15 protein-coding genes and 1 riboswitch are annotated in these 13543 nt (G+C 63.7%); of the genes, 4 read left to right on the top strand and 11 right to left on the bottom strand.

What is annotated here, in order from left to right; genetic code table 11:
* The 5 genes from hemC to hemE all read right to left on the bottom strand — a co-directional run bounded on the left by hemC (position 1) and on the right by hemE (position 5604).
* A complete protein-coding gene (gene hemC / locus AC6I97_RS09595; RefSeq protein ID WP_224164829.1) occupies positions 1-987 on the bottom strand; it encodes a hydroxymethylbilane synthase in 987 nt (328 codons plus the stop codon).
* A complete protein-coding gene (locus tag AC6I97_RS09590) occupies positions 984-2207 on the bottom strand; it encodes a ferrochelatase (protein WP_224088166.1) in 1224 nt (407 codons plus the stop codon). Before AC6I97_RS09590 ends, hemC begins: the two co-directional genes overlap by 4 nt.
* Positions 2204-2905: a hydrogen peroxide-dependent heme synthase gene (hemQ, locus tag AC6I97_RS09585; RefSeq protein ID WP_216924089.1), complete on the bottom strand. Its 702-nt coding sequence runs from the start codon at positions 2903-2905 to the stop codon at positions 2204-2206. The genes AC6I97_RS09590 and hemQ overlap by 4 nt, the downstream gene beginning before the upstream one ends.
* A 72-nt stretch (positions 2906-2977) precedes the next feature.
* A complete protein-coding gene (gene hemG / locus AC6I97_RS09580) occupies positions 2978-4471 on the bottom strand; it encodes a protoporphyrinogen oxidase (protein WP_224164833.1) in 1494 nt (497 codons plus the stop codon).
* Between the two features lie 5 nt (positions 4472-4476).
* The gene (hemE, locus tag AC6I97_RS09575) at positions 4477-5604 is read right to left on the bottom strand and encodes a uroporphyrinogen decarboxylase (protein WP_224164835.1); all 1128 of its coding nucleotides are present in this window, start codon (positions 5602-5604) and stop codon (positions 4477-4479) included.
* A 159-nt stretch (positions 5605-5763) separates the two neighbouring features.
* Between hemE and AC6I97_RS09570 the strand changes: the two genes are divergently transcribed.
* The gene (locus AC6I97_RS09570) at positions 5764-7083 is read left to right on the top strand and encodes a glutamyl-tRNA reductase (RefSeq protein WP_224164837.1); all 1320 of its coding nucleotides are present in this window, start codon (positions 5764-5766) and stop codon (positions 7081-7083) included.
* A 10-nt stretch (positions 7084-7093) separates the two neighbouring features.
* Here AC6I97_RS09570 and AC6I97_RS09565 read toward each other — a convergent pair whose 3' ends face one another.
* Positions 7094-8083: an SDR family NAD(P)-dependent oxidoreductase gene (locus AC6I97_RS09565; protein ID WP_224164839.1), complete on the bottom strand. Its 990-nt coding sequence runs from the start codon at positions 8081-8083 to the stop codon at positions 7094-7096.
* Positions 8084-8123: 40 nt separating this feature from the next.
* Positions 8124-9323: a molybdopterin-synthase adenylyltransferase MoeB gene (gene moeB, locus AC6I97_RS09560; protein WP_224088174.1), complete on the bottom strand. Its 1200-nt coding sequence runs from the start codon at positions 9321-9323 to the stop codon at positions 8124-8126.
* A 6-nt stretch (positions 9324-9329) separates the two neighbouring features.
* Between moeB and AC6I97_RS09555 the strand changes: the two genes are divergently transcribed.
* Genes AC6I97_RS09555 through AC6I97_RS09545 form a run of 3 tightly spaced genes read left to right on the top strand, consistent with a single transcriptional unit; the run spans position 9330 to position 10677 of the window.
* Positions 9330-10064, top strand: a complete 735-nt coding sequence (locus tag AC6I97_RS09555) for a TetR/AcrR family transcriptional regulator (protein ID WP_223946458.1) — start codon at positions 9330-9332, stop codon at positions 10062-10064.
* Positions 10065-10114: 50 nt separating this feature from the next.
* Positions 10115-10339 (top strand): DUF3107 domain-containing protein, encoded by a 225-nt coding sequence (locus AC6I97_RS09550; protein WP_224088175.1) that lies wholly within the window; start codon positions 10115-10117, stop codon positions 10337-10339.
* A gap of 35 nt (positions 10340-10374) precedes the next feature.
* The gene (locus AC6I97_RS09545) at positions 10375-10677 is read left to right on the top strand and encodes a hypothetical protein (RefSeq protein ID WP_224088176.1); all 303 of its coding nucleotides are present in this window, start codon (positions 10375-10377) and stop codon (positions 10675-10677) included.
* Between the two features lie 65 nt (positions 10678-10742).
* Here AC6I97_RS09545 and AC6I97_RS09540 read toward each other — a convergent pair whose 3' ends face one another.
* The 4 genes from AC6I97_RS09540 to thiO all read right to left on the bottom strand — a co-directional run bounded on the left by AC6I97_RS09540 (position 10743) and on the right by thiO (position 13431).
* A complete protein-coding gene (locus tag AC6I97_RS09540; protein ID WP_224164841.1) occupies positions 10743-11126 on the bottom strand; it encodes a 4a-hydroxytetrahydrobiopterin dehydratase in 384 nt (127 codons plus the stop codon).
* A gap of 14 nt (positions 11127-11140) precedes the next feature.
* Positions 11141-11938 carry a thiazole synthase gene (locus tag AC6I97_RS09535; RefSeq protein WP_224164843.1) on the bottom strand — a complete coding sequence of 266 codons (798 nt, stop codon included), beginning with the start codon at positions 11936-11938 and terminating at the stop codon, positions 11141-11143.
* Positions 11939-11941: 3 nt separating this feature from the next.
* Complete coding sequence (gene thiS / locus AC6I97_RS09530) at positions 11942-12178, bottom strand: sulfur carrier protein ThiS (RefSeq protein ID WP_224088178.1); 237 nt, start codon at positions 12176-12178, stop codon at positions 11942-11944.
* The gene (gene thiO / locus AC6I97_RS09525) at positions 12175-13431 is read right to left on the bottom strand and encodes a glycine oxidase ThiO (RefSeq protein WP_224164845.1); all 1257 of its coding nucleotides are present in this window, start codon (positions 13429-13431) and stop codon (positions 12175-12177) included. Before thiO ends, thiS begins: the two co-directional genes overlap by 4 nt.
* Positions 13424-13541, bottom strand: a riboswitch (TPP riboswitch). (Overlaps the previous gene by 8 nt.)
* Between the last annotated feature and the right edge of the window lie 2 nt (positions 13542-13543).

Below are 13543 nucleotides of genomic sequence, written 5' to 3'. Positions count from 1 at the left end.
TCAGGACGCTGCAAGGTCCGCGATCTCCGCGGCACCGGCAGCGAGCAGGAGCTCCGCAACTTCGATGCCGAGCAACGTCGCCCCTACTTCGGTCAGCCCATCGGTGGCCTTCTTCTCGCGCACGGTCTTGGTGCCGTCAACGGCGCAGACAACGGCTTCAAGATGCAGCATGCTGCCCTTGCGGAAGGCGTAGGCGCCTACCGGCGCGGCGCAACCAGCTTCGAGCCGGGCCAGGACGGCACGTTCGGCTGTCACGGCAAGCCGGGTGTCGGCGTCGTTTAATGCGGCGAGAGCCTGGGCGAGCACGCCTTGGGAGCCTTCCAACTGCGGGGCGTCCTCCGTACGGCATTCGATGGCTAGCGCGCCTTGGCCCGGGGCAGGCAACATGACATCCGTCTCGAAGAACTCGCTCACAGTGTCCAGCCGGCCCATCCGTTCAAGCCCGGCCGCAGCGAGCACTACGGCGTCCAGGTCGCAGGACTTGCCGGGAACAACTTCGTCGGTGACGTTGCCGGGAAGCCCGGGGACGCGTCCCAGGCGCGTGTCCACGTTGCCACGGATATCCAGCACCTCAATGTCAGGCCGGGCCGCCCTTAGCTGTGCAGCACGACGAGGTGAACCCGTACCTACCTTGGCACCACCGGGCAATTCGGCAAGGGTTAGTCCATCCCGTGCACACAGGACATCCCTGACATCCACGCGCTTGGGGGTAGCGGCGATGCTCAGTCCAACTGCAGCCCCCGTGGGCAGATCCTTCAAAGAATGGACAGCGACATCGCAGGTTTCAGCAAGCAAGGCATCCCGCAGGGCCGCCACGAAGACACCCGTGCCACCCATCTGCGACAGCGAGCCGGTCTTGACGTCGCCCTCGGTCTTGATGTGCACCAGCTCCACCGGGAAGCCACCAACAGCCGCCAGCTGATCGGCCGTCTGCTGGGTCTGGGTCAGCGCGAGCTTGCTGGCCCGGGTGCCAATGCGAATGGTCACTTGCTGGCCTCCGTGGAGGAGTAAGCGTCATGGCCAACACCGATAGTGGAACCGACCTCGGCAATAGCCGGCTTTGCTCCCCGGAAGTTTTCGCAGCAATTGGGGCGGCAGACGTCGTACCAAGGACCAAGGTCCGTCACGTGGGGGCGATCGGCGATGTTGTTATCCACCGTGCGTTCACAGATCAGGTCAACCAGCCCGGAAACAAAGGCAGCGTGCGTTCCCGGGGTGGGGACGCGGGTGGCTTCCATCTCCAGGTTCCTGCAGGTCTCCAGGGCCTCGGTGTCCAGGTCCCAGGCAACCTCCATATGGTCACTGACAAAGCCAAGGGGAACGATCACGACGCCGCGTACGCCTTCGGGGGCGATTTCTTCGAGGTGATCGTTGATGTCCGGTTCCAGCCAAGGAATGTGCGGCGCGCCGGAGCGTGATTGGTACACGAGGTCCCAGGCCACGTTCGGGGCAACGGCATCCATGATGGCCTGGGCGTTTGCCAGATGCTGTGCTGCGTAGGCAGATCCCTCTGCGAATTCGCGCGGCTCGTCCTCGGACCGGCCGGCTGCTTCGGCGTCGCGCGTGGGGATGGAGTGGGTAGCAAACAAGACCCGGATTTTTGAATCGGGATCGGATTCACCGGCGGCTGCCAACTTGCCGCGGATCTCTTCCAGCCCGGCGGCGGTCCCCTCAAGGAAGGGCTGGACAACACCGGGGTGGTCGAAGTACTGGCGGATCTTGTCCACCTCGAGCTTGCCGTCCAGTCCTGTTTCGGTCAGGGCGATGCCAATGTCTTCACGGTACTGGCGGCAGCTGGAGTAGCAGGAGTAGATGCTGGTGGTGAGCATCAGGATGCGGCGGTGGCCGGCGTCGTAGGCGTCCTGCAGAACCGGAGCGATGTACGGGTCCCAGTTCCGGTTACCCCACAGGACCGGAAGCTCGATGCCGCGTTTGGCCAACTCGGCCTCGATTGCGGCCTTCAGTTCGCGGTTCTGCTGGTTGATGGGGCTGATGCCCCCAAACGCGCGGTAGTGGTGTGAGACCTCTTCAAGACGCTCATCCGGGATGCCACGGCCCCGGGTGACGTTGCGAAGGAAGGGAATGACATCTTCCTGGCCTTCAGGACCACCAAAGGATGCAAGAAGCACGGCATCGTACTGCTTTGCTTCCTGACGGCCACGCCCGGTGACTTCGTTGGGGGTGGTGGAGACGGCAAGGCCACTCATGCGAGGACCTCTGCAATCTCGGCAGCAGTCACGCGGCGGCCGGTGTAGAACGGAATTTCTTCGCGGACATGGTTGCGGGCGTCGGTTGCGCGCAGGTGGCGCATGAGGTCAACGAGGTCAACGAGTTCAGGTGCCTCCAGGCCCAGGATCCATTCCCAGTCACCCAGCGCGAACGAGGAAACAGTGTTGGAGATGACCTGCGGGAACTCCCGGCCCAGCATTCCATGGTCACGCAGCATCTTTCCGCGTTCTTCCGCGGGAAGCAGGTACCACTCGTAGGAGCGGACGAACGGGTAGACGCACAGCCAGGTGCTGGGCTCAACGCCCCGGGCGTAGGCCGGAACGTGGCTCTTGGCAAACTCGGCTTCCCTGTGGACGCCCATGGCGGACCAGACGATCTCAGTGCCGGCGAAGAGCTTGCTGCGGCGAATGGAACGGACGGCTGACTGGAGGTCTTCCGGCTTGGATCCGTGGAGCCACACCATGATGTCGGCATCCGAGCGCATGGCCGAAACGTCGTAACTGCCCCGCAGGGTCACGCCTTCTTCGGCGAGCTTCCCTTCAAGGGCTTCGAATTCCTGGGCAGCATCGCCGCTGCGCAGGACATCGGCCGAGCGTTTGAAGACGGTCCAGAGCGTAAAGAACTGCTCTTCGGTTCCAGCAGTTTTAGTGACAGATTCGGCAGAAGTGTGGCTCATGGTTCAAGTTTGCCCCGTGCCAGCCACTAAGTCGAAACGGATCACTTCTACAAGGCGTAGAAGTGACATAAATCACGAAATGGGGCGAATATCGCCGATGCCCTGGGCGAGCTGCGAGCGGGTATCCGCTACCACGGCGGCAAGGCCATTACCTGCCAACCAGCCACCAACGACCATTAGGCCATCGGCTGCGGCGCACAGTTCCCGCACCCGGGCTACGCGCTGTTTATGACCGACGGCGGCAAACGGCAGGGCGCCTGCCCAGCGCACCACATCCCAATCGACAATGTCTGCGCGCGTAACGGGCACCGTCAACAATGCGGAAGCATCATCAAGTGCTGCAGCCAGCAACTCTTCATCGTCCATGACAACATCCGGCACTCCTCCATCGGCGTCCTCACGGCGGCCATAGGAAAGGCGCAGGACGTGCGTTCCCGGCCCGGCCTCCTCTGCCAGCCAATCCCATTTGGCAGTGGCGTGCGTCAGTGCCTTCGCCCGGATACCCGGGGTCTGGGGGGCCACCAGGATTCCGGTGCCGCGGGGCCGTCCGTCCAGTTCGGGAAGATCAACAACCAGTGTCACCAAGCTCACCAAGGGTCCGGGCGCGGGGCGCAGGCCGGACAGTTCCGGTAAAGCCCTTTCCAGGAGCCCCACGGCAGCGGGACCGTCCAGCGCTACTACCAGCCGGCCGGCGTCGTACGTGGTTTCTCCGGCGGCGACCCGCCACCCCGTGGCGGTTTTCGAAACGGTGTCAGCGCTCTTTCCACTCAGCATGTCCACGCCCCGCCGGCGCAGGTCGTTAACCAGCGCCGTGACCAGTGTGTTCATGCCGCCCTTCAAACCCGCGACGGCGGAACCCGCCTTGGCGGACCCGGAACCTGGGCCGGGGGCTGCCTTGCGCTGCGCAGCAACAGCCGCAGCCAGGGACCCGTGTTTCTTCAGGCCGGAGCGGAGGCCCGGAGCCACCATATCGACGTCCAAGAGCCCGGGATCGGCGGAGTGCACACCGCCCACCACAGGAGCAACCAGCCGTTCCAGGACCTTCTTCCCCATGCGGGCGCGGACCAGTGAGGACACGCTTGTGACCTCGGATGTTGTGCCAATCGAAGCGGGCAGCCAGCGGTCCAGGGATGCACGCAGGGCGCCGGAGAGGCCAAGCGAGCGCCTGACCTCGGGGTCCCAAGGATTGGCCGGGATACCAAGAATTCCTGTCTTGGGCAGCTCCTGCGGTCCATTCGGTAGCTGCACCCAGGCGCCGCCAGGGTGCGGGGAAACGATCTGGCCCTCCAGCCCGAGTTCGCGCGCCAGATCGGCCACGGCCGTGGACCGCGTAGCAAAGGACTCGGCCCCGCTGTCCAATGACAGGCCGGCTACCTCGTGCCTTCCGACGCAACCACCCCAGGCTTCGCCCGCCTCAAGGATCGTCACCGAGGTACCCGCCATGGCCAGTTCCCTCGCAGCCAGAAGGCCGGAAATGCCGCCACCGATCACAACAGCGGTAGGCCCAGGCGATGGTTGCGTTGTGGCTGCTTCCTTCGCCTTGCCATGGACGTGTCCCCCGCGCATGCGTCCTACTCTGCCGGGATCGAGTGGATGAGCTCCACAACCCGCGTCAGGACAGCCGGGTCCGTCTCCGGGGGCACGCCGTGGCCCAGGTTCAGGACGTGGCCTGGAGCGTGCGAGCCCGCGGCTATGACTTCGCGGACATGCGCCTCCAGGACCTCCCACGGAGCCGGGAGGAGGGCGGGATCGATGTTGCCCTGGAGCGGCACCGTGCCACCCAGGCGGCGGTTGGCCTCATCCAGTGGCAGCCTGTAGTCCACCCCAACAACGTCCACGCCGACGTCGCGCATGGCGACAAGGAGCTCCGACGTGCCGGTACCGAAATGCACCAGCGGAGCACCCAGCCCGCGCACATGATCCAGCGCCCGCGCTGACGCAGGAGCGACGTACTTGGTGTAATCAGCCAGGCCCAAGGAGCCGGCCCAGGAGTCAAAGAGCTGTCCGGCTGACGCCCCGGCCTCAAGCTGTGCCTGAAGGAACATTCCGGAAGCATCCGCTGCCCAGCTGGCGAGGGCGGTCCAGGTTTCGGGGTCCGCGTGCATCATGGTCCGGGGGCCGAGGTGGTCCCGCGAAGGCTTCCCCTCGACCATGTACGCGGCGAGCGTGAACGGCGCACCGGCGAACCCGATGAGTGGAGTCTTGCCCAGTTCCGCAACCGTCAGGCGGACGGCTTCGCGGATGGGCTCAAGTGCTTCCCACGTCAGCTTGGGGAGGGCGGCGACATCGGCGGCCGTCCGGACCGGCTTGTCCAGGACCGGACCCACGCCCGGAACGATGTCCACGCCAACGCCTGCGAGCTTCAGAGGGATAACGATGTCGGAGAAGAAGATGGCTGCATCCACATCATGGCGGCGAACCGGCTGCAGGGTGATCTCCGCGGCCAGCTCGGGACGCAGGCACGAGTCCAGCATGGCAACGCCCTCGCGGACCTTCAGGTATTCCGGCAGGGAGCGGCCGGCCTGGCGCATGAACCACACCGGCCTGCGCGAGGGCTTGCCGCCCCGGTAGGCGGTGATGAGCGGGGAGTCCGACGTACGGCCGTCCATCAACGGGTGATCCGCGCCAAGTTTGCCGGCAGGTTCGCCTGCAGTGGCGTTGGTGGCCGTATTATTGGATGCTGCCGCGCTAGAAGTCATGCCTTTGATTGTGCCGAAAATCCCGGCCAAAAGATAACGACAGGCTGTCACGTCCCACCCCTCCAACCGGTGGCGTGGCGGGGATCACGTAACCGCGTGTGAATTCCCACTGCGCCGCATTGTTCTACCGGCCTGCGAAAAAGCTATGATTGGGGTGCTGTGGTTCTTTTCTCATTGGTGGCTACACACGCCGACATCGACCTCGAAACCGTTGCTCAGCTGAGCAACGGTTCCTCTGAGCTTGCCTCTTCGGCCCTCTCCGGATCCCCGCTGGTCTCCGGTGCCGTCGTCCTGGCAACCTGCAACCGCTATGAGATCTACGGCGAAACAGCCAACGGAGCAGGCCTCGAAGCTGCCCGATCGGCCCTTGTCTCCCAGATCAGCGAATTGAGTGGCCTCAGCGAACAACTCGTCTCCCGCTCCTTCAGCACGCACACGGGACCTGACGTCACCCGGCACCTCTTCGCTGTAAGCGCCGGCCTGGACTCTGCGGTGGTGGGCGAACGCGAAATAGCGGGCCAGGTCCGCCGGGCCCTGATCACCGCGCAGCAGGAAGGCACTGCAAGTTCCGGACTCGTCCGCCTCTTCCAGGCTGCATCCAAGACCGCAAAAGACGTTGGCGCCCAGACGGCCCTCGGCTCCCGCGGCCTTTCCATCGTCTCTGTAGCCCTGGATCTGGCAACGGACCTCTCTGACAGTGACGATTGGTCTGCCAAGAAGGTAGTCGTCTTCGGAACGGGCGCCTACGCCGGGGCCACCATGTCCCTGCTCCGCGAACGCGGATGCACCGATGTTTCCGTCTACTCCTCCTCCGGCCGCGCCGAGGGTTTCGTCGCTACCCGGGGTGGGACAGCGCTCGACGCCGACAGCCTTCCGGCGGCGGTTGCCGCCGCCGACGTCATGATCGGGTGCAGCGGTTCGGACACGCGCGTTGAAGCCGATGATCTTGCGCGGGTCAGGGCAAATTCAGGTAAGCCACTAATCGCGATCGATCTTGCGCTCACCCACGACTTCGACCCCGCAGTAGGCGAGCTCGACGGCGTCGAGCTCCTCACGCTTGAATCCGTACGTCTCGCTGCACCCCAGGAACAGGCAGAATCCCTGTCCCATGCCAGCGAGATCGTCAATGGGGCTGCGTCCGCCTTCGAAGCGGAACGCGAATCCCGCTCCGTCGACTCCGCGATCGTAGCCCTGCGCCGCCACACCATGAACGTACTGGATGCGGAGATGGAAAAAGTCCGCGCCCGCCACGGATGCACCGCTGCCGCCGAAGAAGTGGAATTTGCGCTCCGCCGGATGGTTAAGCAACTCCTCCACATTCCAACGGTGCGCGCCCGCGAACTTGCAGCCAACGGGCAGCAGGACGACTACGTGGCCGCACTGGAAGCCCTGTACGGCATCCAGGTGGAGCAGCCCCAGGCTCCTGCTGCTGCAGAATGCCCCGTGGACCACGAGCAACTCCGCTCCGAAAGCGCCTAGCCAACCGGAATCAGCTGAAGGCGTTCACGCCCGTCAGCTCGGCCGATAGTTCCCACAACTTCCGCGCATCTGCCCTGTCAATCGCGTGCGCATCGACTCCCCTGTACCTTGCCAGGGGCGAATCCTTGTCCGTGGGTTCGGCAATGTCACAATCCTCGCAGTAGACACCACCCATACCGGCCAAAGCCGGAGACGTTGCAGCCCAGACAGACGTCGCGGCGCCTTGCTCCGGCGTCTTGAAACCCTCACGGAGGTTTCCTTCGGCGTCCATCCATCCCGCAGCCACCATTTCTTCCTGAGGCAGGTGGCGTTGGAGTTCGGTCATGATTCCGCCGGGGTGGACCGCGAAAGCACGGACGCCCGATTCCCGGCCCAGGCGGTCCAGCTCCACGGCGAAGAGCGAATTCGCGGTTTTGGCCTGCCCATAGGCGCGCCATTTGTCATAGCCGGACGTGAAATTGATGTCGTCAAAGCGGATGGGTGAGAGCTTGTGGCCGGTGGAGGAAAGGGACACAACCCTCGCGTTCCCGGAGGCGGCAAGTGCAGGCCACAACAGGTTGACCAGCGTGTAATGCCCCAAGTGGTTCGTGGCGAACTGAGCCTCCCAGCCCGGCCCAACGCGATGCTCCGGGCTTGCCATAATCGCCGCGTTGTTGATCAGGATGTCCAGGGTGTCGTGCTGGTCCAGGTAGCGCGTTGAGAACGCCTTGACGGCCGCTTGGTCGGCGAGGTCCAGGGCGTCCGCTTCCACGGTGTCCGCCAAACCTGCCTCTGCCAGCACCTTCCGTGCGTGTTCGAGCCTGCGCGCCGGAACGGTAACCGCCGCCCCGGCCGAGGCCAAAGCCCGCACTGTCTCCAGTCCAAGCCCGGAGTAACCACCGGTGACAATTGCCGCCTTACCCGTCAGGTCAAGGCCTTCTACCACTTCCATGGCGGTTGAGCCGTGCCCAAAACCGGAGCCGATGGGGCGTTGGGGCGTTGCTGTGGATTCTTCGCTCATGCTTGAGCTTTGCACAGATCAGGACCGATGCAGGCAACGACTAGTAGACAGGCTTTTCGGGCTCGACGTCGCGGACCCAGGCGAGGATACCGCCGTCGAGATGGCTGACGCGCTTGTAGCCTGCCTTCTGCGCGGCCTCCAGGACCGCAGCAGAGCGCGTCCCGGCCTTGCAGTGGAACACGATGTCCTTGTCCTGCGGCAAGTCCACCCAGGCCTCGCCTGAAAGAATCCTGCCCTGCGGGATAAGGACCGATCCATCGATGTTCACGATGCTGTGCTCGCCGGACTCGCGGACATCCACCAGTTCAAAGTCGCGTTCACCCGCCTCCCGCTCGGCCAACATCCGCGCGAGGTCTTTGGCAGTGACCGTGTGCTCCTGGTCAGTGGCCGCAGCCGGAGTCACCCCACAGAATGCCTCATAATCCACGAGTTCAGTGATGGGCTCCGCTTCAGGATCCTTGGAGACCTTGATTTCGCGCCAGCTGCCGCCAAGCGCATCGAACAGCGCCACCCGGCCAAGCAAGGAACGGCCGACGCCGGTAATCAGCTTGACTGCCTCAGTCACCATGAGGGATCCAACGGCAGCACACAACATACCGAAGACTCCGCCCTCACCGCATGAAGGCACTGAGCCGGCAGGCGGGGCTTCAGGGTAGAGGTCGCGATAGGTGGGGCCGTGCTCGGCCCAGAAGACGCTGACTTGCCCGTCGAAGCGGAAGATGGAGCCCCAGACGTACGGCTTGCCGAGAATCGCGGCGGCGTCGTTGACCAGGTAACGGGTGGCAAAGTTGTCCGCACCGTCCAGGATGAGATCGTAATCCGCGAACAGCTCCAGGGCATTCGAGGAGTCAAGGCGGACGTTGTGGAGGACAACATCCACCAAAGGGTTGAGCTCCGCAATGGCCTTCCGCGCAGATTCGATTTTGGGCGTGCCCACATCGCTGACGCCGTGGATGACCTGCCGCTGCAAATTGCTGAGGTCTACGTCGTCGTCGTCGACGATTCCCAGGGTTCCAACGCCCGCCGCGGCGAGGTACAGCAATGCCGGAGATCCCAGCCCGCCGGCACCTATGACAAGAACTTTCGCATTCTTAAGCCTGCGTTGGCCCAGAGCGCCGATTTCCGGAATGATGAGATGCCGGGAGTACCGTTCCACCTCGGCCGACGTTAGTTCGGCGGCCGGTTCAACGAGGGGCGGCAGGACGGCGGGCGCGGGGCGGGCAGCAAGAATTGAGGCCATACCCCAATGTATGCCTGCCGATGCCGCCCGGTCATATTACCCACCGGTACAGTGGTCATAACTGCAAAGGAAAGGCGGCAGACTGTGGCTGACGGCACACGGGCAAACGATGGAGCACCAGCGAAGCAAGAACGGACTGGTTCGACGCGTTCAGCAAGGTTGCCCCGGGACGAGCGCCGCGCGCAGTTGCTGAACGCCGCCTTGGAAGTTTTCGTATCCAACGGCTTCCACGGTGCGGCCATGGACGAAATTGCCGAGACAGCACATGTGAGCAAGCCGGTCCTGTATCAGCACTTCCCTTCCAAGCGCGAGCTGTACATGGCACTGCTGGACAGCCACCTGGCCGCCCTGACCGATTTGATGCTCAATGCCCTGAACTCCACCACGGATAACAAAGAGCGCGTGAAGGCAGTCATGCGGGCCTACTACAGGTTCATCGCCGACGACGACCAAGCCCACCGCCTGGTTTTCGAGTCTGACCTCATCAATGACCCCGATGTCAGCTCGCGCTTGGAAACGTTCAACAAAACGTTCGCCGACGCAGTGGCCCACGTCATCGCCGAGGACACCAAGTTGCCCCCTCTGGAGGCGCAGCTCCTTGGCCGCGGACTGGCAGGAATGGCGCAGGTCAGCGCCCGCTACTGGCTCGAAACCGATGGAAACCTCGACCTCGATGTAGCCAGTGATCTGATCTATCGTTTAGCTTGGCGCGGAATCAGTCGATTCCCCAAAGAGTCCTAAGCTACAAATAGAGGACTGACTTAAAACTTGATTGGCTTGGAGGCCTTGCTGTGGAAGTAAAGATCGGCATTCAGAATGTTGGCCGTGAAATTGTGCTCGAATCCGCACTCGATGCTGATGCTGTCGCCAAGATTGTCGGAGAGGCCATCTCCAAGGGATCGGATCTGCGGCTCACGGATGAGAAGGGCCGCCAGATCATCGTTCCCGGCAATGTGCTGGGCTACGTTGAAATTGGTGCCGAGGAAGTGCGCCGCGTCGGTTTCGGCGCACTCTAGCGGTTCCCGGTTACAGCTGCCGCTAAGGAGTCTCCATGCTTTCACTCGTTGTGGTGGTTCTTGCCACGATCGCTACAGGATTCATCGTGTGGGCAAATGACAAGCGACACGGCAAGTACGGGATCGCATTGCCGGCGGGCGTTTCGGCAACCGTCGGCGTGCTCAGCTGGATAGCTTTCATCATGGCAGGCTTTGGTTACCAGCCCGGCCTGACCTGGATCCCCTGGGTCCTCCCCATCGTGTTGGGGACGGTCATCGCGATTGCCGTTGTGGTCTTTCTGGGCCGCAAGCGCACCCAGCATGACACCGCCGCCCTCACCAAAGCCCTGAGGCTCTAGGCACTGTTCACTCAATAAACTTCGCTGGCCATCGCCCATGGGTGATGGCCAGCGAAGTTTAACGTTCAATCCCGTTCAAGCCCCTGGGTAGCGACGCGGCTGCTGGGTAGCGATCCGGCTGCTGGGTAGCGATCCGGCTGCGCCTTGGCACCGGACGCCGCTGCCGCCTCGCTCACGGCGGTCGCAGCGGCGATGTCGCGTTGGGTCACCTGGCCCCCGGCGTCATGGGAAACGTAACGCAGGAACACCTTGTTGTAACGCCAGTCAAGATCCGGATGGTGGTTCTGTTCCTCGGCAATCCGGCCAATGGCGGCGATGAGCGCCAAGGCGTCGGCCGCCGTTGAGGTTTTGAACACGGTCACGAGGCCGTCCTGGAGCTTCCAGTCCGGGAGGTCCTTGAGGGCGGCCTCCATGGCGACCTGGGTCAATTGCTCTTTCCTGTCAGCCACCACGGCTCCTTCATTCAGAGGAACTCTGCCCGGCCTTCCATGGCCGATGACGCGAGGGCGTGCTCCCGGCGCGGAATACGGCCAGCCTGCTTGGCCAGCCTACCGGCGATCACCGCGTGTTTGAAGGCTTCGCCCATCTGCACCGGATTCTGCGCACGGGTCACGGCTGTTGCCAGCAGGACAGCATCGCAGCCCAGCTCCATCGCAAGCGCGGCATCGGAGGCGGTCCCGATGCCGGCGTCGAGCACTACCGGTACGGAGGCCCGGGACACGATCAGTTCGATGTTGTGCGGGTTCAGGATGCCCAGCCCCGTTCCAATAGGCGAACCGAGGGGCATGACAGCTGTGGCGCCCAGGTTTTCCAGGCGCAGCGCCAGAACGGGATCGTCATTGGTGTAAGCGAAAACCTTGAAGCCGCGGTTCACCAGCTGTTCCGTGGCCTCAACGAGTTCCACCGCGTCCGGAAGAAGCGTGTGTTCATCGGCAATGACTTCCAATTTCACCCAGTCCGTCTCCAGGGCCTCCCGGGCGAGCTCCGCGGTCATCACGGCGTCCTTGGCAGTAAAACAGCCAGCCGTGTTCGGCAGGACCCGGATGTTGTGGTCCACCAGGAGCTGGAACAATGAACCTGTCTCGGCCGGTGAGTATCGGCGCATCGCAACAGTGGTCAATTCCGTTCCTGAAGCCAGGAGGGCTGCTCCCAACCCGTCCAGGCTCGGCGCACCACCGGTACCCATGATCAGGCGGGAGCCGAATTCGACGCCGTCGATCACCAAAGCGTCAGTGCTCACGTCAGTTTTTGCTGCGGTCATTTTTCAGCCTCCCTGGACTGCGGTTACGAGTTCGAGTTCGTCTCCATCGGCGAGCGCAGTCGCTGCCCATTGGCTGCGCGGCACAACCTCCGAATTACGTGCGACGGCGACACCCAGCTTGCCGCCGTCGGCTGCCTGTCCCCGGTGGTCCAGCGCGCGGCCTGTGATGGCACTGACGAGTGTGCTCACGGACGCGTCGTCCGCCACGGCGTGTTCGGAGCCGTTGAGTTTGATGTTCATGGTGTGTCCTTGATTGCTGGTTGGAGGAGGTGATCCTGAGTTGCCGTAAATCGATCAGGCCGGAAAATGGACCATCGGGGGTCGGCTGGGCCGCTGATCAGTCCGCCTACGATTTTGGCGGCCACAGGCGTCAAGAGAACGCCGTGGCGGAAGAACCCGGTGGCGATCACGAGACCGTCGATGGTGCCCCCGGGCCCGGTAACTCGTCCAAGTAGGGGTGCGTTGTCCGGTGTGCCTGGCCGTGCACGGGCTGTCGCTTCCAACAGTTCCAGCTCCGCCACGGCAGGAACCAACACTTGGGCGTCACGCAGGAGTTGATAGACGCCCCCGGCGGACACTGCGTTGCTGGACGCAGACAACCCGTCCTCCCGCTGGGTGGCTCCAATCACCACCGTTCCGTCGTCGCGGGGGACGATGTAGACCGGCACCCCGCGGACCATGCCCCGGATGGTGGATGTGAGCAGCGGCTGGAGGTGTTGGGGAACGCGCAGCCTGAGAATGTCGCCGTAAACGGGCCGCAGGGGCAGGTTGAGACCCTCGGGGAGACCGCCGATCCTGGCTGCATCCAGCCCGCAGGCGAGCACAGTCTCTGAGGCCCAAACAACGCGCCCGGCGCCCGAATCGAGCTGGACCCCGCAGACGCGTTCCCCGTCCCAGAGCAAACGGGACGCTTGGAACGGCAGGGCGAAACCGTCCTCCGCTCCGGAAACCCAGGTTGCGTCACTTGGTCCGTGGGCTGATAACCCGTCCAGGAGGCATCGTGCAAGGCGCCGCGGATCCACTTGGTGATCGGCCGGTATGTCGAAGGCACAGGAAATCCCGGGGCTGAGCAAAGGCTCGCGCTCGCGCGCTTCACGCAAAGACAGTGGCTCCACGCGCAGCCCCGCGGCCTGCTGGACCGTGCGGAGGTCTGCCAGCGCACGGCGGTCGGCGGCGTCCGCACCAACGGCGATTGTCGACGTCGTGCGGTATCCGGCGGCTGATTCGCTGCCGTGGACGCTCCGGACGAAAGCCGGCCACAGTTGGGAGGATTCCAGCATGAGTTCCAGGAGGTCTTCCTCCTGGTAGTGGAGTTCACTGACCGGAGCCAGCATTCCGGCGGCAGCGAACGTCGCACCCGCTGCGGGAGTGGGATCAATGAGGACCACAGAGCGGCCCTGACGGCGGGCTTCGTGGGCGATGCCAAGGCCGATGACGCCACCACCAATGACTGCCACGTCTGCCTGCAAGGGGATTTGGCGGGATTCTGCCATATGTTTCCTTCCCTACGCCGGTATTAGCCGGATCAGGTCAAGCGGTCGGCGCTGAAGCCCTCTCAGCCGGACGGTCATATGACGCTGTCACGGCTCCCGCAGTACGTGCCCA

The sequence above is a fragment of the Arthrobacter sp. TmtSoilC48 genome (assembly GCF_059739425.1).
This window is presented reverse-complemented; position numbering and strand designations above follow the sequence as displayed.